The organism is Variovorax sp. PAMC26660, assembly GCF_014302995.1.
GTDB lineage: Bacteria > Pseudomonadota > Gammaproteobacteria > Burkholderiales > Burkholderiaceae_C > Variovorax.
The window spans coordinates 2,765,343-2,789,110 of record NZ_CP060295.1 but is presented as its reverse complement, the minus strand read 5'-3'; the positions used below and the strand labels follow the sequence as shown (position 1 = coordinate 2,789,110).

23 protein-coding genes are annotated in these 23,768 nt (G+C 67.3%); 8 read left to right on the top strand and 15 right to left on the bottom strand.

Annotated features, from left to right (window positions below):
* Positions 1–3: 3 nt before the first annotated feature.
* The 10 genes from H7F35_RS13465 to H7F35_RS13420 form a co-directional block, all read right to left on the bottom strand.
* On the bottom strand, positions 4–735 hold the full coding sequence (locus tag H7F35_RS13465) for a cysteine hydrolase family protein (RefSeq protein ID WP_187113341.1): 732 nt from the start codon (positions 733–735) through the stop codon (positions 4–6).
* 27 nt (positions 736–762) lie between these two features.
* Positions 763–1,686, bottom strand: coding sequence for an ABC transporter permease (locus H7F35_RS13460; protein ID WP_187113340.1), 924 nt, complete (start codon positions 1,684–1,686; stop codon positions 763–765).
* Positions 1,683–2,744: an ABC transporter permease gene (locus H7F35_RS13455; RefSeq protein ID WP_187113339.1), complete on the bottom strand. Its 1,062-nt coding sequence runs from the start codon at positions 2,742–2,744 to the stop codon at positions 1,683–1,685. Before H7F35_RS13455 ends, H7F35_RS13460 begins: the two co-directional genes overlap by 4 nt.
* A gap of 16 nt (positions 2,745–2,760) precedes the next feature.
* On the bottom strand, positions 2,761–3,879 hold the full coding sequence (locus H7F35_RS13450; RefSeq protein WP_187113338.1) for a BMP family ABC transporter substrate-binding protein: 1,119 nt from the start codon (positions 3,877–3,879) through the stop codon (positions 2,761–2,763).
* A gap of 55 nt (positions 3,880–3,934) precedes the next feature.
* A complete protein-coding gene (gene hpxZ, locus H7F35_RS13445; protein ID WP_187113337.1) occupies positions 3,935–4,315 on the bottom strand; it encodes an oxalurate catabolism protein HpxZ in 381 nt (126 codons plus the stop codon).
* On the bottom strand, positions 4,312–5,145 hold the full coding sequence (locus tag H7F35_RS13440) for an ABC transporter ATP-binding protein (protein WP_187113336.1): 834 nt from the start codon (positions 5,143–5,145) through the stop codon (positions 4,312–4,314). The genes hpxZ and H7F35_RS13440 overlap by 4 nt, the downstream gene beginning before the upstream one ends.
* Positions 5,142–5,969: an ABC transporter permease gene (locus H7F35_RS13435; RefSeq protein WP_187113335.1), complete on the bottom strand. Its 828-nt coding sequence runs from the start codon at positions 5,967–5,969 to the stop codon at positions 5,142–5,144. Before H7F35_RS13435 ends, H7F35_RS13440 begins: the two co-directional genes overlap by 4 nt.
* Positions 5,970–5,971: 2 nt before the next feature.
* On the bottom strand, positions 5,972–6,970 hold the full coding sequence (locus H7F35_RS13430) for an ABC transporter substrate-binding protein (protein WP_187113334.1): 999 nt from the start codon (positions 6,968–6,970) through the stop codon (positions 5,972–5,974).
* 13 nt (positions 6,971–6,983) lie between these two features.
* Complete coding sequence (gene atzF / locus H7F35_RS13425) at positions 6,984–8,702, bottom strand: allophanate hydrolase (RefSeq protein WP_187113333.1); 1,719 nt, start codon at positions 8,700–8,702, stop codon at positions 6,984–6,986.
* Positions 8,703–9,121: 419 nt separating this feature from the next.
* Entirely contained in the window at positions 9,122–9,976 is an 855-nt protein-coding gene (locus tag H7F35_RS13420; protein WP_187113332.1) for a M48 family metallopeptidase, read from the bottom strand.
* 58 nt (positions 9,977–10,034) lie between these two features.
* Between H7F35_RS13420 and H7F35_RS13415 the strand changes: the two genes are divergently transcribed.
* The 6 genes from H7F35_RS13415 (at position 10,035) to H7F35_RS13390 (ending at position 17,128) form a co-directional block, all read left to right on the top strand.
* Entirely contained in the window at positions 10,035–11,423 is a 1,389-nt protein-coding gene (locus tag H7F35_RS13415; RefSeq protein WP_187113331.1) for an AmpG family muropeptide MFS transporter, read from the top strand.
* 152 nt (positions 11,424–11,575) lie between these two features.
* Positions 11,576–12,784: a beta-ketoacyl-[acyl-carrier-protein] synthase family protein gene (locus tag H7F35_RS13410; RefSeq protein ID WP_187113330.1), complete on the top strand. Its 1,209-nt coding sequence runs from the start codon at positions 11,576–11,578 to the stop codon at positions 12,782–12,784.
* On the top strand, positions 12,781–13,599 hold the full coding sequence (locus H7F35_RS13405; protein WP_187113329.1) for a beta-ketoacyl synthase chain length factor: 819 nt from the start codon (positions 12,781–12,783) through the stop codon (positions 13,597–13,599). Before H7F35_RS13410 ends, H7F35_RS13405 begins: the two co-directional genes overlap by 4 nt.
* A gap of 180 nt (positions 13,600–13,779) precedes the next feature.
* Positions 13,780–14,502, top strand: a complete 723-nt coding sequence (locus H7F35_RS13400) for a response regulator transcription factor (protein WP_187113328.1) — start codon at positions 13,780–13,782, stop codon at positions 14,500–14,502.
* 111 nt (positions 14,503–14,613) lie between these two features.
* Positions 14,614–15,810, top strand: a complete 1,197-nt coding sequence (locus H7F35_RS13395; RefSeq protein ID WP_187113327.1) for an ATP-binding protein — start codon at positions 14,614–14,616, stop codon at positions 15,808–15,810.
* A gap of 67 nt (positions 15,811–15,877) precedes the next feature.
* A complete protein-coding gene (locus H7F35_RS13390; RefSeq protein ID WP_187113326.1) occupies positions 15,878–17,128 on the top strand; it encodes an O-antigen ligase family protein in 1,251 nt (416 codons plus the stop codon).
* A 62-nt stretch (positions 17,129–17,190) separates the two neighbouring features.
* Here the strand turns inward: H7F35_RS13390 and H7F35_RS13385 are convergent, their stop codons facing one another.
* From H7F35_RS13385 to H7F35_RS13375, 3 genes are read right to left on the bottom strand one after another with little or no spacing between them, the layout of a single operon-like run.
* Positions 17,191–17,607, bottom strand: a complete 417-nt coding sequence (locus H7F35_RS13385; protein ID WP_187113325.1) for an ABZJ_00895 family protein — start codon at positions 17,605–17,607, stop codon at positions 17,191–17,193.
* A 1-nt stretch (position 17,608) separates the two neighbouring features.
* Complete coding sequence (locus H7F35_RS13380; protein ID WP_187113324.1) at positions 17,609–17,818, bottom strand: zinc-finger domain-containing protein; 210 nt, start codon at positions 17,816–17,818, stop codon at positions 17,609–17,611.
* A 5-nt stretch (positions 17,819–17,823) separates the two neighbouring features.
* Positions 17,824–18,777 (bottom strand): branched-chain amino acid transaminase, encoded by a 954-nt coding sequence (locus H7F35_RS13375; RefSeq protein WP_187113323.1) that lies wholly within the window; start codon positions 18,775–18,777, stop codon positions 17,824–17,826.
* Between the two features lie 118 nt (positions 18,778–18,895).
* Here H7F35_RS13375 and H7F35_RS13370 point away from each other — a divergent pair, with 118 nt between their 5' ends.
* The gene (locus H7F35_RS13370) at positions 18,896–19,903 is read left to right on the top strand and encodes a recombination-associated protein RdgC (RefSeq protein WP_187113322.1); all 1,008 of its coding nucleotides are present in this window, start codon (positions 18,896–18,898) and stop codon (positions 19,901–19,903) included.
* A gap of 121 nt (positions 19,904–20,024) precedes the next feature.
* Here the strand turns inward: H7F35_RS13370 and H7F35_RS13365 are convergent, their stop codons facing one another.
* Entirely contained in the window at positions 20,025–21,233 is a 1,209-nt protein-coding gene (locus H7F35_RS13365; protein ID WP_187113321.1) for a M20 aminoacylase family protein, read from the bottom strand.
* A gap of 38 nt (positions 21,234–21,271) precedes the next feature.
* On the bottom strand, positions 21,272–22,603 hold the full coding sequence (locus H7F35_RS13360; protein WP_187113320.1) for an MFS transporter: 1,332 nt from the start codon (positions 22,601–22,603) through the stop codon (positions 21,272–21,274).
* A gap of 217 nt (positions 22,604–22,820) precedes the next feature.
* On the opposite strand from H7F35_RS13360, the gene H7F35_RS13355 reads away from it, so the two are divergent.
* Positions 22,821–23,765, top strand: a complete 945-nt coding sequence (locus H7F35_RS13355) for a LysR family transcriptional regulator (RefSeq protein WP_187113319.1) — start codon at positions 22,821–22,823, stop codon at positions 23,763–23,765.
* The last annotated feature ends 3 nt before the right edge of the window (positions 23,766–23,768 follow it).

The following is a 23,768-nucleotide window of genomic DNA, read 5'->3' as shown; positions in this document are numbered from 1 at the left end:
GCTTCAGGCTTCTGTCACTTCGGGCGCGAGCGTGGCCAGCAGCGCCTGCGATGTGGTGTGCGCACCGAACACGCCGCCTTGCATCGTGATCATCTTCAGCGCCGCCAGATGGTTGCCGTGGTCGGTGGCCGCCGTGCAGTCGGACAGCAGCAGGCACTCGAAGCCGCGGTCGTTGGCGTCGCGCATCGTCGTGTGCACGCACACATCGGTCGTGATGCCCGCGAGGATCAGGTTCTCGATGCCGCGCGTGCGCAGGATCAGTTCGAGGTCCGTTGCATAGAACGAGCCCTTGCCCGGCTTGTCGATCACCACCTCGCCGGGCAACGGTGCGAGTTCGGGAATCAGCTCCCAGCCCGGCTCGCCGCGCACGAGGATGCGGCCACAGGGCCCGTCGTCGCCGATGCCCACACCGTTCGCGCCGATCTGGCGCGAGCGCCAGCGCTTGTTGGCCGGCAGGTCGGCAAGGTCGGGCCGGTGGCCTTCGCGCGTGTGGATGATGTGAAAGCCCAGCGGGCGCAGCGCGGCGAGCGTGCGCGCGATGGGCTGAATGGGCGCCTGCACCAGCGACAGGTCGTAGCCCATCACGTCGACATACCCGCCCTTGCCGCAGAAGTCGGTCTGCATGTCGATCACGATCAGCGCGGTGTTGTCGGACCGCAGGGCGCCGTTGTAGGGCCACGCATAGGGCTCGGCGGCGACGTGGCGTTCGGTGGTGGTGTTGGCGATGGTAGTCATGAATGGTCGTTCAGCCTGCACAGCGGCTCAGCTCCTTGTCGATGAAAGTTCGCCGGGGCTGCCCACGGCCGCACTGCCCGGCTTGCAGGTGAACACCAGGATCACCAGCGTGAGCACGTAAGGCACCGTGTTGAACAGGTGGTAGCCCCAGCCGATGCCAATGGACTGCAGCGCCGGCCCGATGGCACCTGCGCCGCCGAAGAGCAGTGCCGCGCCCACGCAGCGCAGCGGGCTCCAGCGCGCGAAGATCACGAGTGCGACGGCGATCAGGCCCTGCCCGCTGGAGATGCCTTCGTTCCAGCTTCCCGGGTAGAACAGCGTGAGCGACGCGCCGCCGAGCCCGGCGATGAAGCCGCCTGCGGTGGTGGCCGCGATGCGCAGGCCGGAGACCGAGTAGCCGAGCGCGCGCGTGGCCTGCGCCGAATCGCCCGCCATGCGCACCAGCAGGCCGGCGCGTGTGCGCGCAAAACCCCACCAGAGCAGCACCGCCAGCGCCACGCCGATGGGCACCAGCGCGTTGAGCTGCAGGGCCGAGCGCACCACCGTGTTGTCGCTCCAGAAGCCCAGCGGGATCGCGGGGATCTGCGGCGCCTGCGGCTGGATCAGCGGCTTGCCCAGGTAGAACGCGAGCCCGGTGCCCAGCAGCATCAGCGCGATGCCGGTGGCCACGTCGTTCACGCGGTCGAGCGAGCACAGAACGCCGTGCAGCAGCGCCAGCGCCGCGCCCGCCGTGGCACCGATCAGCACGCCGAGCCAGGCCGAATCGGTGAGGTACGCGCCACCGAAGGCCGCCATGGCCGACAGCACCAGCACGCCTTCGAGCCCGAGGTTGATGCGGCCCGATTTCTCGGTGAGGCATTCGCCCAGGCTCACGAACAGGAAGGGCGCGCCCACACGCAATGCGCCGCCGACGATGCCGGCGACCAGCGCGATCCACTGGTCGGCCGTCATGTGTAGCTCCTGGCCTCGGGCAGCATGCGGTCGCCCACGGTCTTCCAGTTGACCGTGCGCAGCCCTTCGCTCGCAAGGATCAGCACGAAGGCGATGCCCTGCAGCACCAGCACCGATGCATCGGGCAAGCCGAGCCGCCGCTGCAGCAGGCTGCCGGCCGCGCCGAAGCCGCCGAACAGGATCGCCACCGGCACGATGGCCACCGGGTTGTGCCGCGCAATGAACGACACGAGGATGCCCGCGTAGCCGTAGCCCGCGATCAGCGAAGCGTTGGCGTTGGTGTGCACCGCCGCCACCTCGACCGCGCCCGCCAGCCCCGCGCATGCGCCGCCGAGTCCGCAGGCCGTGAGGATGAGCCGCGTGGCCGGCAGGCCCACGAGCTGCGCGGTGCGCGGATTGCCGCCGACCACGCGCACCGAGAAGCCCGAGGCCGTCGCGCGCAGCCACCACCCGAGCCCGAGGCAGGCCACGACGCCGATCGCCAGCCCCCAGTGCACGTCGGAGCCACCAATGCCGCCGATCAGCATGCCCTCGTTCAGCGCATAGGTCGATGGCTTGTTGAGGCTCGCCGGATCGCGCAGCGGCCCTTCGACCAGGTGCTTGAAGATGCCGATGGCGATGTAGGCCAGCAGCAGGCTGCTGATGGTTTCGTTGATGCCGCGGTACTGGCGCAGCCAGCCCGCGAGCATGATCCACAGCCCACCCGCGATGGCGCCCGCAATGCAGACCACCACCGTGCCGATGACATTGCCGGGCAGCGGCACCGCATGCGCGAGCGCGGCACAGGCCAGGCCGCCGAAAACCAGCGCACCTTCGCCGCCGATGATGATCAGCCCCGCACGCGCAGGCAATGCCACACACAACGCCGTGAGCATCAGCGGCGCAGCGCGCTGCAGCGTGTTCTGCCACGAGAACCAGTCGCCGAACGCGCCCTTGAACAGCGTCGTCCAGACCCCCACCGGATCGACACCCGCAAAGGCCACCAGCAGGCCGAACAGCAGCAGTGCCGCCGCAATGGCGAACACCGGCAGGGCAAGTTCCTTGAGCGCGTGGCGCATGACGATGCTGCGCGGCTCAGACCTGGCCGACGACACCTTCGACGAGGTAGTTCATCTTTTCCAGCTCCAGGTCGGTCTGCTTGAGCACCTTGCCGGCCGGCACCACGACGGCGCCCTTGTTGTCCTTGATGCCGTCCTTGAAGATGTCGAAGGTGCCCACGATCATCCTGGCCTTGATGTCGTCGGCCTGCTTCTTCGCGGCGTCCGGCACCATGGGTCCGTAGGCCGACATCTTCACGTAGCCTTCCTTCAAGCCGCCGCGCAGGAAGTTGGGGTGCGGCTTGCCGGCCTGCGCGGCGTCGATCGCGGTTTTGTAGGCGGTGATCCAGTTCCACTCGGCACCGGTGAGGTACGCGTTGGGCGCCAGCTTGGCCTGGCTCGCGTGGTAGCCGCAGACCATCTTGCCGCGCTTGGCGGCCGTCTCGACCACCACCTTGGGGCCGTCGACGTGCATGGTGAACACGTCGCAGCCCTGGTCGGCCAGGCTGTTGGTGGCTTCGGCTTCCTTCACCGCCATCGACCAGTCGCCGGTGAAGATCACGCTGCAGGTGATGTTGGGCTTGACCGAGCGCGCGCCGAGCGTGAAAGCGTTGATGTTGCGCAGCACCTGCGGAATGGGCTTGGCGGCGACGAAGGCGATCTTGTTGCTCTTGGTCATGTGCGCCGCGATCACGCCGTTCAGGAACTGGCACTCGTCGATGTAGCCGAAGAAGCTGCCGACATTCTTCGGGTGCTTGCCCTCGGTCCAGAGGCCGCCGCAGTGCGAGAAACGCACGTCCGGGTACTTGGGCGCGACGGCGAGGATGTGCGGATCGAAGTAGCCGAACGAGGTGGGAAACAGCAGCTTGGCGCCGTCCTGCGAAATCATGCCGGCCATGGTCTTCTGCACGGCGGCGGTCTCGGGCACGTTCTCTTCTTCCACCACCTTGATGCCGGGCAGCTTCTTGATTTCGGCGGCGGCCATGGCGTGCGCCTGGTTGTAGCCGTAGTCGTCGCGCGCGCCGACGTAGATCACACCGACAGTCAGCGGCTTGGGCTGTGCGCCGGCCAGTGCACTCCAGCCTCCGAGCGTGCCGGCAGCGCCCAGCGCGGCCAGGGACTTGAGGGAATCACGGCGATTGAGTGGGCTTGTCATGGCGTTCTTTCCAGAAGTTGAAGGAGGTGCAAAAAATGTGCCGCGCGTTCCGGCGTCAGACCGGCAGGCTCACGTGGGCGGCGACCACGCGCCAGCCTTCGGCCGTGCGCAGCCAGGTCTGGCTCTGGCGGCCGATCTCGCGGCTGCCAGAGCGGCGGAACTCGACATTGGCGGTCGCGAAGTCGCGGCCATAGGTGGTGATGACGGTGCGCAGCAGTTCGCGCGGCGGGCTCTGCACGGGCAGCGAGGCGCGAAAAGCGCGGATGTCGGCGTGGCCGTAGTGGTTCTCGGAGAAGCCGTAGCGCAGCGTGTGCGGGCTGTTCCAGAACAGCTCGTCGAGCACCGCGCGCTGGTTGCTCACCAGCGCTTCTTCGTAGCGCGCGAACACGGCGCTCACTTCGGCATGCACTTCGGGGATGTTGATCTCGGGGGTCATCGGCGCACCTCTCGCTGGAAGATGTCCAGGCTCAGCTTCTTCATGGCAACGAAGCTGTCGGTGCTCAGCGTCTCGACCGTGCGCGGGCGCGCGTCGCCGTAGCGCAGGATCTCGGCCACCTTGGTGGGTCGCTTGGTCAGCAGCAGCACTTCGTCGGCGAGGTACACGGCTTCTTCGAGGTCGTGCGACACCAGCAGCATGGTGGTGCCCGTCTGCATGAACACCTCCTGCAGCTTCTCGCGGATGAAGAGGGTCATCTCGAAGTCGAGCGCGGAGAAAGGCTCGTCGAGAAACAGCACCTCGGGGTTGGGCGCGAGCGCCCGCATGATCGATGCGGTCTGCTGCTGGCCGCCCGACAGCTCGTACGGAAAGCGCTTGAGGTCGAACTTGACATCGAACGAAGCCACCAGTTCTTCCATGCGCCGGTCGACCTCGGCCTTGCTGCGGCCTTCGAGCTTCAGCGGGTAGGCGATGTTGTCGATGGTGCGCATCCACGGGAACATCGCTTCGCGGTAGTTCTGGAACACGTAGCCGATCTTGGTGTCCTTGCGCTGCTTGCCGTCGAACAGGATCTCGCCCGCGTCGATGGGCACGAGCCCCGCGATCATGTTGATGAGCGTGGACTTGCCGCAGCCGTTGGGGCCGAACACCGAGACGATGGCCTGCTTGGGAATGTCGAGGTCGAAGTTCTCGTACAGCGGCCAGCCCGCGAAGTACTTGGTGAGGCCGCGAATCGTGATGTGCGTGCCGGCCGGGCCGGGCCTGAAGGCGGGCTTGGGCACGTCGGCATACACCGGGCCGTTGATGACGATGTCCTGTGTGGCTTTCATCGTCCGCTCCAGTGCACGATGCGACGCTCGGCGATCAGAAAGAGGATGTTGAGCGCATAGCCCAGCGCGCCGGCCGCAAGGATCGCCGCATACATGCTCTTGACGTTGAGGACCTGCTGCGCATCGATGATGCGGTGGCCCAGGCCCGTGTCGGAGCCGATGAACATCTCGGCCACGATGACGATCACCAGCGCCATCGACACCGCCGAGCGCAGGCCGACGAAGCTGGGCTGCAGGCTTTCCCAGATCAGCACATCCTTGAAGACCTGCCAGCGCGAGGCACCCATGACACGCGCCGCCATCACGCGCTGCTTGCGTGCGTTCATGACGCCGTAGGCACTGTTGAACACCACGATGAGCAGCGCGCCGAAAGCCGCAATGGCGATCTTGTTGACCTCGGACACACCGAAGATCAGCAGGAACAGCGGGATCAGCGCGGACGACGGCGTGGAGCGGAAAAAGTCGATCAGGAACTCGACGCTGCGGTACGCCTTCTCGTTGCTTCCGAGCAGCACGCCCAGCGGCACGCCGATCACCGCGGCAATGGCAAAGGACTGCAATGTGCGCCACACCGTCATCGCGAAGTCGGTGAGCAGCGGGCCGCCCGCAAGCCCCGTGATCAGCGCCGCAATGGTGTCGGCCGGCGTGGGCAGCAGGATCGGCTTGATGAATCCGAGCCGCACCACCAGGTCCCACACGATGAACAGCATCACCGGGCCGATGAAGGGCAACAGGCGGTCGCGCAGCGGTGGCTTGGGCGCCACTGCCGTGGCACTGGCCGGCGGGGTCCACGGCGCGGCCGTGGTCGAGCTTGCGTCGGCCATGGTCAGGCTTTGTAGAGAAGGCCGTCCACCGGCACCTTCTTGTCGAAGATGCCTTTCTCGGTGAACAGGTCGTAGAACTTCTGGAAGTACGCGACGTCGCTTGGCTTGAACTCGTTGTAGAGCATGTACGACGCAAGCGGCACTTCGGCCGTGAGCTTGCCTTCGATGGCGGTGTAGCCCTTCATGTGCTGGCGCGCGTCGTCGGGCTTGGTGCGCACCAACTCCACACCACGTGCATAGGCCGCGATGTACTTCTTCGCTACCTCGGGGTTCTTCTTGATGAAGTCGGTGGTGAGGCTGGCGGCGCCGCCGTGCCACGGCGCCATCGGATCGCCGAGGATGTACCTGGCGACCACGCCCGCTTCGATGACACGGGTGGTGCCGTTCATGCGGCCGACGGTGCCGGTGGGCTCCAGCGTGTAGCAGGCATCGACCTGGCCCGCGACCAACGCGGCCACGTGCTGGCCGATGGGCAGCTCGGTCACCGTGGCGCCCTTGGCGCCCGCGCGCTCCAGCATGGTCTTGCACAGCGTGACGTTCTGGATGCCGGGGCCGGAGGCGACCTTCTTGCCGGCCAGCTCGGCCATCGTCTTGATGGGGCTGTCTTTCGCGACGATGAACTCGTCGAGCACGAACTTGGCGTTGCTCGGGTTTGTGCAGAAGATCTTGAAGAGGCCCGGTTGCGCGATCTCGCCGATGGCGAGGTTGGCCGAGCCGGTGCCGTTGGCGCTGCCGTCGCAGCGGCCCGCGAGCATGCCTTCCATGACCTGTTGCGCGCCGGCGAACTTGAGCGGCTCGACGTCGAGCCCCGCTTCCTTGAAGTAGCCGCGGTCGACCGCCGCGAAGAAGGGCAGGCCCGCGGCCACGGGCCAGAAGCCGATGCGCAGCTTGGGCGTGGCCTGCGCACGCACGATGGCGGGTGCGGCCAGCACGGCGAGGCCGGCCGCGCCGGCTTGCAGCAACTGGCGGCGCGATGTGGAGGATTTCTCTGGGGTGCTCATCGGAACTCCTGGATCAGTGGGAAGGGGGTGCTGCGGTGCGGCTCGCGATGTAGGCGCGCCAGCCGCCGTGATGGGTCACGTCTTGCGCGCCGGCCAGCGCATGGCCTTCGCAGATGAAGCCGTGCACCCAACTGCCATCGGCCAGCTCGACGCTGCCAAGGCCGAGCGGCGGTGGGATCAATGCCAGAAAGCTGCCGATCTGCGCCAGCGGCACCGCCCACACTTCGAGTGCGATGGCGCCGCCGCCTTCGGCCACGCGCTGGAGGCCAGGCTTCGGCGGCGTGGTGCCGGGCAATGCGTAGAGGCGATAGGCGCTCGCGGTCGTCATTGCGCGCAGCAATGTGGCGCCGCGCTCGGAGAGCTGGCCGTTGAGCGGCATGCCCGAGAGATGCGCGCCGACCACCGCGATGGGCAGCGTGTCGGCGTCCGGCGCGGCAAAGCCGGGCACGGGGCGGGGCGCCGGCAGCGGCAGGCCGGTCGCGCCCTGCGCGAGGCCGGTGGCGTGGTGGTAGCGCTGGCCGAGGTCGGCCAGGGCGAGGTCGCTGCCGCACGGGCCGATCAGCGTGATGCCGAAAGGCAGACCGTCCGCGCGCAGGCTGCTCGGCACCGAGAGCGCGGCGTAGTCGAGCAGGTTGACGAAGTTGGTGTACGCGCCGAGGTTGCGGTTGCGCACGACCGGGTCGGCGCGCATCTGTTCGCGGCTGTAGTGCGTGGGCGCGGTAGGCACCAGCAGCACGTCGATGTCGCGCCACATCGGCTCGACCTGCTGCGCGATGGCGCGCAGGCGCGTTTGTGCGTCGAACACGTCGGCGGCCGTGTAGTCGCGGCCGCTCGCGAGGATGCTGCGCACGGGCTCGATCACTTCGCTGTCGTGCGCGTCGAAGAACTCGCGCACGGCGGCGTAGCGTTCGGCGACGAGTGCACTCTCGTAGAGCAGTGCGGCGGCTTCGGCGAGCGGCGCATAGGAAATGGTGACGGGCGAGCCGCCCAGCGCGATGAGTTTTGTCTGCGCATCGGCGAAGGCCTGTTCGGCGGCGGTGTCGCCGAAGAAGGCCAGCGTGTCGGGCACGCCGAAGCGGAAGTGCGCTGGCAGCGGCTTGCGGCGCAGTGCAAGGTCGCGCGAGTACGGGTCGCGCGCGTCGTGGCCTGCCGTGGCGAGCAGCACATCGACCGCCAGCGCCACGGTGCGCGCGAAGATCGACACGCAATCCGCGCTCTGCGCCGCGGGCACCACGCCGAAGGCGCTCAGCAGGCCGCGCGAGGGCTTGAGGCCGACGATGTTGTTGAGTCCGGCGGGCACGCGGCCGGAGCCGGCGGTATCGGTGCCCAGCGCGAAGTCGACTTCTCCCGCCGCTACCGCGTAGGCCGAGCCCGAGCTGGAGCCACCGGAGACAAGGCGCGCATCGAAGGCGTTGGGCACTTCGCCATAAGGAGAACGCGTGCCGTTGAGGCCACAGGCGAACTGGTCGAGGTTGGTCTTGCCGACCAGCGATGCACCGGCGTCGAGCAGTCGCTGCACCACGGCTGCGTGGGCGGTCGGCAGGCGATCGAAGGCCGGGCAGGCGGCGGTGGTCGGCACGCCGGCGACGTCGATGTTGTCCTTGACCGCGAAGCGCAGGCCGGCGAGCGGGAGTACCGCACCGAGCGCGTTGCTGGTCTGCGCGCCGACCAGGGGCGTCGCGAATTTCGCGATCCAGGCGGCGGCGGGCGATCCGTTTTCTTCATGCACCATCTTCAGGCATCCAAACTTGTGTACAAGTCGAGATGCAAGCGGCGTGCCAACGGGCTCGTTGGGGCGTCAGGCCGAATGAAGCCTGCTTTTTATTTGTCGCGTGGTTTGGTTGCGGCGCGGTTTTTTGCGCTGTTGTTCAGGGCGTGCTCACGCCGACACGGTGCTCTTTTTCGCGAATGTCCCCCGCTTCGCTCCTCCTTTATTTCGCGAAAAAAAGCCCCGTATCGACGTGAGCGTTGGACAGAACAGTCGTTGATCGCGGGATCACCAGCAGCGTGCCCAAGCGCGAATGACGCCGGGTGCTCCCCGCAGCGAAATAAAGGAGGAGCGAAGCGGGGGACATTCGCGGAGGGGAGCTCCCGGTGTCATTCGCACTCGCCCTGAACAGCAGCGCCCCGAACAGCAAACAGCGAAAAAACTCAGCCCTTCTTGGCGTCCCGATAAAGCTTCTCGACCTTCGGCAGATTTGCCTCCAGCTTCGTGATGCGGTCCGGCCCCGTCGGGTGCGTCGACAAAAAGCTCAACCCACCCTGGTTCTTGGACGCCGCGGCCATCTTCTGCCAGAGCGACACGGAAGCCTTCGGGTCATAGCCCGCGCGTGCCGCGAGTTCGAGGCCAACGAGGTCGGCTTCGGTCTCGTCGCTGCGGCTGAACTTCAGGGTGATGAGCTGCGTGCCCGCACGGGCCGCAAGATCGCCCACCTGCCCCAACCCCAGCAGTTGCGCGCCGATGGACAGCGCCGCCCCCGTGCCCGCACTTTTGGCCATGCGGGCGCGGGCATGCTCACGCAGCGCGTGGGCCATTTCGTGGCCCATCACCATCGCAACCTCGTCGTCGCTGAGCTTGAGCTGCTCGAGGATGCCGGTGAAGAAGGCGATCTTGCCGCCGGGCATGCAGAAGGCGTTGATCTGCTTGCTGCCGATCAGGTTGACCTCCCACTTCCAGTCACGCGCGCGCGAATTCCATGGCGTGGCGAAGGGAATGAGCCGCTGCGCGATGGTGCGCAGGCGCTGCAGTTGCGGGTTGTTGTCGCCCGCCAGCGCACCCTTGGCGCGCGCCTGTTCGAGCAACTGGCCGTATTGCTGCACGCCGGCCGCCTCGATCTTGTCGGCCGGCACGAGGTTGCGCGCCATCGAGGCATTGCCGACATTGACCTGTGCCAGCGCCGGCCCGGCCAGCATCGCGCCCGCCGCAGCCAGCAGGAAGGCCCGCCGCGGTTGCCAGGGCGACGCAGCGGAGACGGCGGAAAGGGGGCGTTCGCATCGTGGGCACATGGGGCCGGATCATAGGAACAAATGAAAGCAAAAGGCCGGGCGATGTCCCCGTGCACTCATGGACAATCCGGGGCTCATGTCCGCCTCGCCTGTCGAAACCCCCACCGCCCCCTCACCGCCCTGGCGCGATTCGCTGAAGGTCTACCTGGAGCCCGCCACGCTGCGCATGCTGGCGCTGGGCTTCTCGGCCGGGTTGCCGCTGCTGCTGGTGCTGGGCACGCTGAGCTTTCGCCTGCGCGAAGCCGGCATCGACCGCACCACCATCGGCTACCTGAGCTGGGTCGGGCTGGCCTATGGCTTCAAGTGGGTCTGGGCACCGCTGGTCGACCGGCTGCCGCTGCCGCCGCTGACCACGCTGCTGGGGCGCCGGCGTGGCTGGCTGCTGCTGGCGCAGGGCATGGTCATCGCGGGCCTGATCGGCATGGCGATGAACGATCCGCGGCTCGGACTCACGCCATTGATCTGGTGCGCGCTGCTGGTGGCCTTCGGCTCGGCCACGCAAGACATCGCGCTGGACGCCTTCCGCATTGAATCGGCCGAGACGCGCAAGCAGGCTGCGCTCGCCGCGGCCTACCAGACCGGCTACCGGCTCGCGATGATCTGGGCCGGCGCCGGCGTGCTGTGGGTCGCGGCCTGGGCCGAGGTGGCACCGGCCGCCGCAGTCGCGGGCGCGGCCGCTTATCAGAACGGCGCCTGGAAGACGGCCTACCTGGTCATGGCCGCCTCGATGGCGGTCGGCGTGCTCACCGTGTTGCTGTCGCCCGAGCCGGTGCGGCGCGTGCTGCCCAAGGCGAAGAACGCGGCCGAATGGCTGCGCAGCGCGCTGGTCGAGCCCTTCGCCGACTTCATCCGCCGCTACAAATGGCAGGCGGCACTGATCCTCTCGCTGATTGCCATCTACCGCATCAGCGACGTGGTGATGGGCATCATGGCCAACCCCTTCTACGTGGACATGGGCTTCACCAAGGACGAAGTGGCCACGGTCAGCAAGATCTACGGCGTGATCATGACGCTGGCCGGTGCCTTCGTCGGTGGCGTGCTGTCGATGCGGCTGGGCGTGATGCGCGTGCTGATGCTGGGCGCGGTGCTGAGCGCAGGCAGCAACCTGCTGTTTGCCTGGCTGGCCACGCGCGGGCACGACCTGACGGCGCTGATCGCGGTGGTCTCGGCCGACAACCTGGCCGGCGGCATTGCCTCGGCCGCCTTCATCGCCTACCTGTCGAGCCTGACGAACATCAGCTATTCGGCCACCCAGTACGCGCTGTTCAGCTCGCTGATGCTGCTGCTGCCGAAGTTCATTGCCGGCTACTCCGGCGCGTTCGTCGACGCCTACGGCTACAGCACCTTCTTCACCGCCACCGCAGTACTGGGCGTGCCGGTGCTGGTGCTGGTGGCGCTGGCCTCGCGCCTGACGACAGCCACCACAGGCGCCACCGACCGTCAATAGGGCCTGCGCCCTAGCAGCCATCTATGGGAAACGGCCGACGCGGCGCCGCGCGCACTGCTGGTAGGCTGTGACGTTCATTGCGTGAAAATTACGCCTGCCTGTCTTGCGCCCGCCCGACGCCCTTTCGCTTGCCGCCTGCCCCAACAACCATCGTGCCGTCCAGAATTCCCCCCCTTCAAATCAGCGCCTTCACGGCGACTTCGGCCGTCGGTGTCGGCAAGGAATCGCTCGCCGACGCGCTCGCGCAGTCGCGCAGTGGCCTGCGCGCCAACGACTTCGGCGATGCGCCGCTGCCCACCTGGATCGGCCGCGTGGACGGTCTCGAAGAGATCCGCCTGCCCGAAGCGCTCATGCCCTGGGACTGCCGCAACAACCGGCTCGCGTGGCTGGGCCTGCATGCCGACGGCTTCATCGAAGCGGTGGCCGCCGCGCGTGAAAAGTACGGCGCGTCGCGCATCGCGCTGGTCATGGGCACCTCGACCGCCAGCATCGGCGAGACCGAGCTGGCCTACACGCAGCTCGACGCCGAGGGCATGTTCCCGGTCAATCAACGCCGCCCTGCGGTGCATACGCCCCATTCGCTGGCGATGTTCACGGCGCAGGTGCTGGGCATCAGCGGGCCGAGCGAAACGATCTCGACCGCCTGCTCGTCCAGCGCCAAGGTGTTCGCCTCGGCCGAACGGCTGATCCGCCTGGGACTGGCCGACGCGGCCGTGGTCGGCGGCGCCGACACGCTGTGCGGCAGCGTGCTGTTCGGCTTCAACTCGCTCGAACTGGTGTCGAGCGAACCGTGCCGGCCTTTCGACGCCGGCCGCAAGGGCATCAGCCTGGGCGAAGCAGCGGGCTTTGCGCTGGTCGAGCGCGTGCAGACCGGTGCCGACGCTGCGCCGATGCACCTGCTGGGCTACGGCGAAGCGAGCGACGCGCACCACATGTCGACGCCGCACCCCGAGGGTCTGGGCGCCGAACGCGCGCTCGACGAGGCGCTGGCGCGCGCGGGCCTTGCCCCCGAGGCCATCGACTACATCAACATGCACGGCACCGCGAGCCAGAAGAACGACGAGGTCGAAGGCGCGCTGGTGGCGCGCCGCTTCCCGGCCCGCACGCACGCCAGCTCGACCAAGGGCTTCATGGGCCACACGCTGGGCGCCGCCGGCATCGTCGAGGCGGTCATCAGCCTGCTGGCGATCGAGCGCGGCCTGATGCCGGGCACCGTCAACACGAGCACGCTGGACGAAGGCTTCGGCCCGCAGATCAAGCTGCAGCCTGCACACGGCGAAGTGCGTTACGCGCTGTCCAACTCTTTCGGCTTCGGTGGCAACAACTGCTCGCTGGTGTTCGGCAAGGCGGAGGCCGCATGAGCGCCCCCACCCTCTACATCGAAGGCCCGGCCTTCTGGACACCCACGCTGCCGGGCTGGGACGTCGCGCGCGCCGCCTTCCGGGGCGAAGGCACGCTGACCGATCCGCCCGCCAAGCGCCCGTCGCCGCAGGTGCTGGCACCGGCCGAGCGGCGCCGCGCGCCCGACACCGTGGCGCTGGCCCTCGAAGTGGCCGCCGCCGCGATGGTGGCCTCGGGCCGCAACGCGGCCGACGTGCCCTGCGTGTTCACGTCGGCGCACGGCGACCTGTCGATCAACGACTACATGTGCAGCACGCTCTCGACCGATCCGAAGATGCTGTCGCCCACCAAGTTCCACAACTCGGTGCACAACGCGGCCGTGGGCTACTGGACCATCGGCACCGGCTGCATGGCGGCCAGCAACGCGGTCTCGGCCTACGAACACAGCTTTGCCTCCGGCCTGCTCGAAGCCGCGGTGCAGTGCGCCGCCGACCAGGAGCCGGTGCTGCTGGTGGGCTACGACACACCCACGGTCGGTCCGCTGACTTCGGTGACCGACAGCCGTGGCCTGCTCGCAGTGGCGCTGGTGATCGCGCACGAACGCACCGAGCGCACCGTGGCGTCGTTCGACTGGTCGCTGGCCAGCGATGCGGCCAACGCGCCGGCGGCACCGCGCTCGGCCGCCGCACGCACGCTGATCGGCATCAACCCGATGGCCGACGCGCTGGGCCTGTTCGAGGCGCTGGCGCAAGTCGAAGGCAGCACGGGGACACCGATTGACCTGCCGCTGTCGGATGCGCTCGCGCTGCGCCTGCAGTTGCGGCCCGCAGGCTGACAGCCGGGGCGGTCGGCGCGGTCCGTCATCCGCGCGTTGTTGGTAGTCAAAGAAGCACATGGCGCCCATGAATACTGGGCAGGGCGCTATGTTTTTCGCAGTGTTCCCGGTTGACAGGCCGGCGCTGCGTTTACCCAACTTTACGGAGCGTTCAAGCCCGGTTGCTCCCCGTGGACGACCATGAAGCGCATGAGCACCCCCCAACTCCTGATGATCGAAGACGACGCCCGCCTGGCGCAGATGGTGGGCGAATACCTGACGCAGTCAGGCTTCGCCTTCAACCATGCCGGTGACGGCAGCAGCGGCCTGGAGCAACTGCAGCAGCACGCGCCCGACCTCGTGATCCTCGACCTGATGCTGCCCGACACCGACGGGCTCGAAGTCTGCCGCCGCATCCGCGCGCTGCCCGGCCCCATCTCCAAGGTGTCGGTGCTGATGCTCACGGCCAAGGGCGATCCGATGGACCGCATCATCGGCCTGGAAATCGGCGCCGACGACTACCTGCCCAAGCCCTTCGAGCCGCGCGAGTTGCTGGCGCGCATTCGCGCCGTGCTGCGCCGGCGCAGCGAGACCACCACCGAATCCGAGGCCTCCACGGTGATGCGCTTCGGCACGCTGGAGATCGACCGCAATGCGCGCACCGTGTCGGTGGCCGGCGCGCTGGCCGACCTCACCTCCTACCAGTTCGACCTGCTGGTGGCGATGGCCGAGCGCGCGGGCCGCGTGCTCACGCGCGACCAGATCATGGAAGCCGTGCGTGGCCGCGAGCTGGAAGCCTTCGACCGTTCGATCGACGTGCACATGGGCCGCATCCGCGCCGCCATCGAGGTCGATGCGAAGAACCCGAAGCGCATCCTGACGGTGCGCGGCGTGGGCTACGTCTTCGCCAAGCAGCAAGACTGAAAAGATGTTCACCCCCCGGCTTTTCACCCGCTTCGCTCCGTGTAATTCGCCACCCCCCGAGGGGGAGGCGCGGCTCGCCTTGGGGCGGCCCGGCGGCGGCCGCATCGGGCCATGCTGAAAAACCTCTACTCCCGCCACCTCTACGTCCGCATCTGGCTCGCGGTGGTGGGCGGTGTGGTCATCCTCACGCTGATGGCCAACTGGATCGTGCGCGAGGCGGCGCAGGCCGAGCGCGAGCGGCTGATCACGGTGCCGCGCGAAGTGACAGTGCTGGACGCGCAGGACAAGCCGATCGGCACCGGCCAGGCCATGCGCGTGCCGGGCAAGGGCTGGGAGTTCGACGTGACGCTCAGCGACGGCAAGGTCATCACGCTGCAGATGGCGCCGCGCACCCGGCCCACGGGTGCGTCCGACTTCGCGCCGTGGCGCACGCCCTTCGGGCTGGGCTGGATGATCGCGCTGGTGGGTGTGGCGGTGGCGCTGGCCGTCTACCCGATCGTGCGGCGCATCACGCAGCGGCTGGAATCGCTGCAGCGCGGCGTGCAACGTTGGGGCGAAGGCGATCTCTCGGTGCGCGTGACCGAAGAAGGGCAGGACGAAGTGGCTGATCTCTCCAAACGATTCAACGCGTCGGCCGAGCGCATCGAACAACTGGTGCGTTCGCACAAGTCGCTGCTGGCCAATGCGTCGCACGAACTGCGCTCGCCGCTCACCCGCATCCGCATGGGCCTGGAGCTGATGGGTGAACGCCCGAGCCCGGCCGCACGCGACGAAATCTCGCGCAACATCGGCGAGCTGGACCAACTGATCGACGAGATCCTGCTGGCCAGCCGACTCGATGCCAGCGAAGCCGACCTGGGCACCATCGAGGCGGTCGACCTGACAGGCCTTGCGGCCGAAGAGTGTTCGCAAGTGAACGCCGAGCTTGATCTTGCCGAAGGCACCGACAACGCGGCCCTTACCGTGCCCGGCGTGTCGCGCCTGCTGCGCCGCGCGATCCGCAACCTGCTCGAAAACGCCCGCCGCTACGGCGCCGGCGAAATCGCGGTGGAGCTGGGCAGCGCCAATGGCTTCGCCACCGTGCGCGTCAACGACCGGGGGCCGGGCGTGCCGCCTGCGCTGCGCGACCGCATCTTCGAGCCCTTCTATCGCCTGCCCGGCGCCAGCGAGCGCAATGGCGGCGTCGGCCTGGGGTTGTCGCTGGTGAAGTCGATCGCCGAACGCCACGGCGGCTCGGTGCATTGCGAAGACCGGCCGGGCGGCGGCGCAAGCTTCGTGATTCGCCTGCCGGTTGCACGCGGGCACTGAGAGCACCCCGCGGCTGCGTGGGCGTAGTCAGCTTGGGTCATTGAGCCCAACCTAAAATCCCGCCCCTATGCAGAGATCGCACATCGTTCGGCCCGCGGCCATGTTCTGGGGGCTGGTGGTGTTCATGCCGGTCGGCGTCACCTACCTGTCGGCCATTCTTCTTCTGCTCACGCTGATGCTGGCCGGCGACACGCGCGAACGCATCACGCGGCTGCGCGCCAACCCGCTGTGGTGGCCGGTGATGGCCTACCTGGCCTGGACCCTCCTCGTGCTGGCCTTCGGGCGGCACTATCCCGAAACCGGCTCCAACCTGTTCCACGGGGTGCGCATCGGCCTCACGATATTGATGGCGATGGCGCTCACGCGCGAGGAAGCGATATGGGCGCTGCGCGGCTTCCTGCTGATCGCGGCGCTGAACATTTTGCTGATCGTGCTCTATTACGCCATCGGCTTTCCGATCTGGTCGCCGCTGCGCGCGGTGGTCATGGAAGTGGGCAACAAGTCGATCAGCAATGCACTGCTGTTCAGCGTGGTCGCGTCCACGGCCGCCGTGTGGGGCATTGCGCAGATCGCCGCGCACAAGCCGCTGCGTGCCATTCCCGCCTTCGTGCTGATGCTCGGGCTGGGCCTGGTGGTGGCGCTGCCGCTGACCTCGCGCACCTCGGTGCTCGCGCTGTTGCTGGTGATTCCGGCCGTGTGCATCCACCAGTGGCGCAATCACCTGAAGATGCTGGTGGGCTCGCTGGTGCTGGGAACCGTGGTGCTCGGTGCCGGGCTCTACCAGTTGCCGCAACTGCAGCAAAAGGTCGAGACCGGCGTGCAGGAACTCGAGAAGGCGGAGGCCGGCGCCGTCTTCAAGGGCAGCTGGGTCATCCGCTACTACATGTACCGCGACACCGGCCTCATGATCGCCGACCGGCCGCTCACCGGCTGGGGCATCGGCGGCTGGACCGAGCAATGGCACAAGCGCGGCCCGGAGCTGTTTGCCGACTCGAACATGCCGCACAACGACTTCCTGTGGGTCGGCTCGCAGGGCGGACTGCCGGCCTTGCTGAGCCTGCTGGTCATCATGGCCGGCGCGGTCTGGCAGGCTTGGAAACGGCCCGACATCGCGGGCCGCTACGCGCTGGCGGCCACGCTGATCGCGCTGATCGCATCGAGCGTGAACTCGGCGCTGCGCGATGCGCAGATCGGCCTGGCACTGCTGTGGATCTCGCAGGTCTACCTGCGGCTGGCGCTGGAATCGAAAGACCCGGCGCCCTGGCGCGACCTGTGGCCGTGGCCAGGAAAACCGGCGCTTGCAGCACAACAGGCCTGAGAGAAATCGCCTGCGCCGGCTGCTGCAACAGGGCGTGATCGGCGCACACGCCGCGCACTGACTCAACCGTTCTTGTTGCGCCTGGCCTCGGCCGCCGCGTGCTGCTTGCCAGCGAAGCCGACGAAGAACCAGATCACCGCCGCGTGCAGCACGCCGACGAAAAGCAGCACCAGCGCTGTCGGCCCGAGAGACAGGGCCGGCACGCCCGAGAGCGGGCCGGCGGCCACGGTCACTGCCGCCTGCATGGCCAGGTCGATGACCAGCATGCCCAGGACGGCGCGTTTCTTTTCTTCGGGCATGAAGTAGCGGCCGTTCTTCTTGGCGAAATCCATGCACACCCAGGTCACGGCGGCCAGCAAGGCGGCCACGTTGCCGCTCGTGTGGGAACTGGCGCCCGCCAGGTTCAGCACCACGGCGACGACGACCAGCAGGACCACGTAGGCCGCCGCAAAGCGGCACAGGAGGCCCCGCAGCGTCATGTCAATGCCGCGCCGAAACCGTTTCGCCGGCCTTCAGCCGGTACAAGGTGCCGCAGTACGGGCACTTGGCTTCGCCGGTGCGCGCCACGTCCAGGTAAACCTTCGGGTGGTTGTCCCAGAGCTGCATGTCCGCCTTGGGGTTGGGGCAGAACACGCCGCCCTGATGGTTGAGCTCCTTGGCCAGGAGTTCGACGACTGCATTGGTAGACATGGGGTTCAGACTTTCGTGAGCCAGTGGGCGTACTTGGGATTCTTGCCGTTCACGATGTCGAAGAAGGCAGACTGGATTTTTTCGGTGATCGGGCCGCGCGAGCCGCCATCGCCCCGGTTGCCGATCTCGATGCGGTCGAGTTCGCGGATGGGCGTTACTTCAGCGGCGGTGCCGGTGAAGAAGGCCTCGTCGGCGATGTAGACCTCGTCGCGTGTGATGCGCTTTTGCACGAGCTCGAGCCCCAGGTCCTTGCAGATGTGCAGGATGGTGTTGCGCGTGATGCCGTTCAGGGCGCCGGCCGACAGGTCGGGCGTGTAGACCACGCCGCCCTTGACCACGAAGATGTTCTCGCCCGCACCTTCGGAGACGAAGCCGCTCGCGTCGAGCAGCAGCGCTTCGTCGTAGCCGTCGTCCAGCGCTTCCATGTTGGCCAGGATCGAGTTGGTGTAGTTGCTCACCGTCTTGGCCTGCGTCATCGTGATGTTGACGTGGTGGCGGGTGTAACTGGACGTCTTCACGCGGATGCCGCGCTTCATGCCTTCTTCGCCCAGGTAGGCGCCCCAGGACCAGGCCGCGACCATGGCGTGGATCTTGTTGCCCTTGGGGCTCACGCCCAGCTTTTCAGAGCCGATCCAGATGAGGGGGCGCAGGTAGCAGCTTTCGAGCTTGTTCTCGCGAACCACCTGTTTCTGGGCTTCGTTGAGCTGTTCGTGCGTGAAGGGGATCTTCATGCGCAGGATCTTGGCGCTGTTGAACAGGCGCTCGGTGTGCTCGGCCAGGCGAAAGATGGACGTGCCGCCGTCCGCTGTCTTGTAGGCGCGTACGCCCTCGAAGGCGCCGCAGCCGTAATGCAGCGTGTGGCTGAGCACGTGGATCTTGGCGTCGCGCCAGTCCACGAGTTCGCCATCCATCCAGATCTTGCCGTCACGGTCGTCCAGCGAGGGGGGGATCGAGCTCATTTCCTGATTCCTTTGGGAGCGATGGGGGAAGTCGCAAAAGCTTTCGATTTTACGGCCGAGCCCGGATGGAGGTGCCTGACAATGGCCGGTTGTCCAAACCAGTGGAAAAAGGGTTCCCGTGTCCGTATTCAAGAACGTCATCGTCTATCGCATCGAACCTGCCTGGTCCCAAACACTGACCGAGGCAGAAGAAGGGCTCGGCAAGCAGCGCTTCGAGCCTTGCACCCCTTCGCAGGAAAAATCCGCCGGCTGGTCCGAGCCCCGCGGCGAGGCCAACGGCCCGTTGGTCGAATCCATCGACGGCCAGTGGCTGGTCGAGTACATGATCGAGAGCAAGACGCTCCCCGGCTCCGTGGTGCGCCGCAAGCTCGACGAGCGCTGCGCGCAGATCGAGGCCACCACCGGCCGCAAGCCCGGCAAGAAGGAAAAGAAAGAGCTCAAGGAAGACATCACCCTGGAGCTGCTGCCGATGGCCTTCACGCGCAATGCGCGCGTGGCGGTGTGGATCGACCAGGCCGAGCGCCGCCTCGTCATCAACAGCGCCAATGCGGCGCGCGCCGACGAAGTGGTCACCAGCCTCGTGAAGTCGCTCGACGGCTTTGCCGTGAGCCTCATCAACACGCAGATCGAACCGGCCGCCGCCATGGCCGAATGGCTGCTGACGCAGGAGCCGCCGGCCGGCTTCACCATCGACCGCGAGTGCGAGCTGAAGGCTTCGGACGAATCGAAAGCCGTGGTGCGCTACGCCAAGCACCCGCTGGACATCGAGGAAGTCAAGCAGCACATCACCGACGGCAAGCGCCCCACGCGCCTGGCCATGACCTGGGACGACCGCGTGTCCTTCGAGCTGACGCAGGGCATGCTGATCCGCAAGATCGTGTTCCTCGAAGGCACGGGCGACGGCGCCGCGGGCGGCAAGAAGGAAGACAACTTCGACGCCGACGTGGCGATTGCCACGGGCGAGCTGGGGCAGATGGTGCCGGCGCTGCTGGATGCACTGGGTGGCGAAGCGGCGTTCTCGGCCGCGCTGCCTGACGAAGCACCGAAGCCTGTTGCTGCAGCGGCCAAGCCGACCACCACAACCCCGACCGATGCCGTCGAGGCAGAAGAAGACGCGCCGTTCTAAAAGGCGTGCCGAAGACGTGAAGAAACCGTAGCGAGCAGCCCGAGCTTGCGTCGAGGACCGGAACCGTACTCGCGTACGGTGAGGACCGCAGATGCGAGATCGGGTTGCGCAGTAGGTTTATTCATGTCTTCGCCAGGTAGGTCTGCGCCAGGCGGACCCAGCAGGCGGCCCCCAGCGGCAGCACCTGGTCGTTGAAGTCGTACCCGGGGTTGTGCACCATGCAGCCCCCGAACTCGCCCTCCCCGTTGCCGAGCAGCAGATAGCAGCCCGGCAACGCGGCGAGCATCCACGCGAAGTCTTCGCTGCCCGCAAAGCCCTTGGGCACTTGCGTGACGACGTTCGCCTCGCCGACCAGCTCAGTGCAGACCTGTGCCATCAACTGCGTTTCCGCCACGGTGTTGACCACCGGCGGCACCAACTGGCGATAGTCGATCTCGGCTTCCACGCCATGTGCCTGCGCGGTGAAGCTCACGATCTCGCGAATGCGTTGCTCGACCAGCGCGCGCGTCTCGGGCCGTGCCGCGCGCACGTTGAGGCCGAGCGTCACCGACTGCGGAATCACGTTGTGCGTGGCACCGCCGCGGATGAAGCCGACCGACACCACCGCCGTGTCGTCGGGCGCCACATTGCGTGCCACCACGGTCTGCAACGCCGTCACCACCGCAGCCGCCGCGGCGACAGGATCGCGTGCGCGATGCGGCATCGCGCCATGGCCGCCTACGCCCTTGATCGTGACGTCGGCCACATCGGACGACAGCGTGACCGGCCCCGCCACCACAAGCGCCGTGCCCAACGGCACGCCCGGCGCGTTGTGCAGCGCGTACACCGCATCGCAGGGGAAGCGCTCGAACAGGCCGTCTTCGATCATCGCGCGCGCGCCGCAGAGGTTTTCTTCATCGGGCTGGAAGATCAGGTTCAGCGTGCCGTCGAAGTCACGCGTGCGTGCGAGCGCCTTCGCGGCCGCCAGCAGGATCGCCGTGTGGCCGTCGTGACCGCAGGCATGCATGCGGCCGGGGTTGCGGCTCGCATAGGGCAGGCCCGTGGCCTCGACGATGGGCAGCGCGTCCATGTCGGCGCGAATGCCCAGCCGGCGCGTGCCGTTGCCCAGCTTGAGCTGCGCCACGATGCCGGTCTTGCCGATGCCGGTGTGCACGTCGTAGCCCCATTCGCGCAGCAGGTTGGCCACCAGCGTGCTGGTGGCGTTCACCTCGAAACCGAGTTCGGGGTTGGCGTGGATCTGGCGGCGGATGTCGATGAAGGCTTGCGTGTCGGCGGGCGGCAGCAGGCGGGACAGGAGCTTGGTCGTGTGGAGGCTGAGTTCGCGGGTCATGAAGGGCGTTCGGTTCGTTCGGTAGGAAGGAAGGAGATTCAGTCGGCCTTGCGTTCGCGCATGGCCAGGAGCGCAACGAGGCTCAGCACGCCGCAGACCATCATGTAGAAGGCCGGCGACATCGGGTTGCCCGTCTTCGCGAGCAACCAGGTCACGATGAACTGCGAGGAGCCGCCGAAGACCGTCACGCCGATGCTGTAGATCACCGAGATGCCGCTGGCGCGCACGCCGATGGGCAGCATCTCCAGCATCATCAGGAACATGGGCGTGGTGCCGATGTTCACGCTTGCCGTGAGCAGCGCCGACAGCGCCAGCACCAGCGGCACGCTCGGGTAGTGGCTGATGAGCCAGAACACCGGGTAGACCGCGATCACGCTGAACAGCAGCGAGCCGATCACCAGCGGCTTGCGGTTGGGCAGCCGGTCGGCCAGGCGCCCCGCCACCAGCGAGACGACGAACAGCGTGATGCCGGTGACGCAGCCCGAGAGCAGCGACAGCGAAGGAGGCATGTGCAGCACGCGGATCATGTAGGTCGGCATGAAGAACACGACCAGGTACATGGTCGCCGTGCCCGCCGTGGTGGCGAAGATGCCCTTGAGCACCGTGCCGCCGTGCGCCCGCAGCAGCCGGCCGACGGGGCTGGATTCATGGCTGTCGGCGGTGTGCGTCTCTTCGAGGTTGGCGCGGATGTACAGGCCCACCGGCGCGATCAGCAGGCCGAGCAGAAACGGCAACCGCCAGCCCCAGCTTTCGAGCGAAGCCTGCGGCAGCGCGGCGTACAGCGCGGCGCCGGTGAGCGCACCCAGCAGCGCCGAGACGCCCTGGCTCGCCAGTTGCCAGCTCACGCGAAAGCCACGGCCCTTGATGCCGCCGGCTTCCATCAGCATCGAGGTGGCGGCACCCACTTCGCCGCCGAGCGAAAAGCCCTGCAACAGCCGGCCCGCCAGGATCATCAGCGAGCCGAACACGCCGGCCGACGCATAGCTGGGGGCCAGCGCAATGCACAGCGTGCCGAGCACCATCAACCCGATGGTCAAGGTCATCGCGGCCTTGCGGCCCTTGCGGTCGGCGTAGTTGCCGATGATCACGCCGCCCAGCGGCCGCATCACGAAGCCGATGCCGAAGGTGGCCACCGCGAGCAGCAGCGAGCCGTAGGGACTGTCGGAGGGAAAGAACAGCTTGCCGATCAAGAGCGCGAAAAAGCTGTAGACGGTGAAGTCGTACATCTCCAGCGCATTGCCCAGCGAGCAGGCGGCGATCAGGCGGAACTGGCTCTGCTTGCCCTTGCCGTGCGAGGCATCGGAAGAAGGTGCGGCAGTCGCCGAAGAAGAGCCCAGGATCGGGCTTGCAGGCAAGGCGGCTTCGCTCATTTAATGTCTCCACGAACGGGGTTGCGAGGGCGGCGGGTCGGGCCCTTCGCGGCGGAGTATTCAGGCAAAGCGCGCCAGCGCAGAATCACAAATTTTCATGCTGATAACCAAATGGAATCCCCGACAGAAGAGGCCTTGCGCGGCTATCGGGGCAACTACCGAGATGCCCCGTTTCTCGCTCCATTCGTCGCCCCATTTCTGAGAGAACCGCACCACGATGAAGCTGCAACAGTTGCGCGTTCTGCTGGCGGTGGCACAGCACGGCAGCATCCACGAGGCCTCGCGCAGCCTGCACACCACGCAACCGGCGCTGTCGAAGACCATCGCCGAACTGGAGCGCGAACTCGGCGTGACGCTGATGCTGCGCTCCACGCGCGGCGTGAGTCTCACGGCCTACGGCGTGGCGCTGGTCAAGCGCGCCAGCCTGGTCGAGCAGGAACTGCGGCACGCGCTCGAAGACATCGAGGCCATCCGCGGGCATGACGAGGCGCAGCTCAACATCGGCTTCACCGCCGTGGCATCGAGCGGGCCGCTGCCCGACGCGATGGCATCGTTTCGCCAGCGCTTTCCCAATGTGGCGCTGCGCGGCTTCGAGCTGCGGCCGCAGCAGATCTTCGAGGGCCTGCGCGAAGGCCGGCTCGACCTGGGCCTGATCTCCACCTGCAACGGGCCGGGCACCGGCGCCTTCCAGTGGGAGCCGCTGTTTTCGGTGGCGATGCACCTGTCGGTGCGCGCCGGCCATCCACTGCGGCGCGTGCGCAAGCTGCGCACGCTGATCGACGCCGACTGGCTGGTGCTCGACCCGATCGACGACGCCGGCAGCCCATTGGTGAGCACGATGCGCCTGCACGGGCTCGAGATGCCCAGGCGCATGGTGCAAAGCGCATCGAACCTGCTGGGCCTGCAGCTGGCCACGCAGACCGACCTGGTCAGCATGTGGTCGGACTTCGTGTTCCACGGCGCGGGGCCGCTGCGGCTGCAGCCCGGCCTGCTCGAACGGCTGCCGATCACCGACGAGGTGCCGGACTTCGGTGTGTTCCTGGTCTACCGTTCGGCCGACCTGATGACGCACATGTGCGCCGAGTTCGTGAAAGAAGCGCGCCACCACGCCAAGGCAAATCCGCCGTGGCGCCAGCCGCGCCGCAAGGCGGGCGCGGGCTGATGC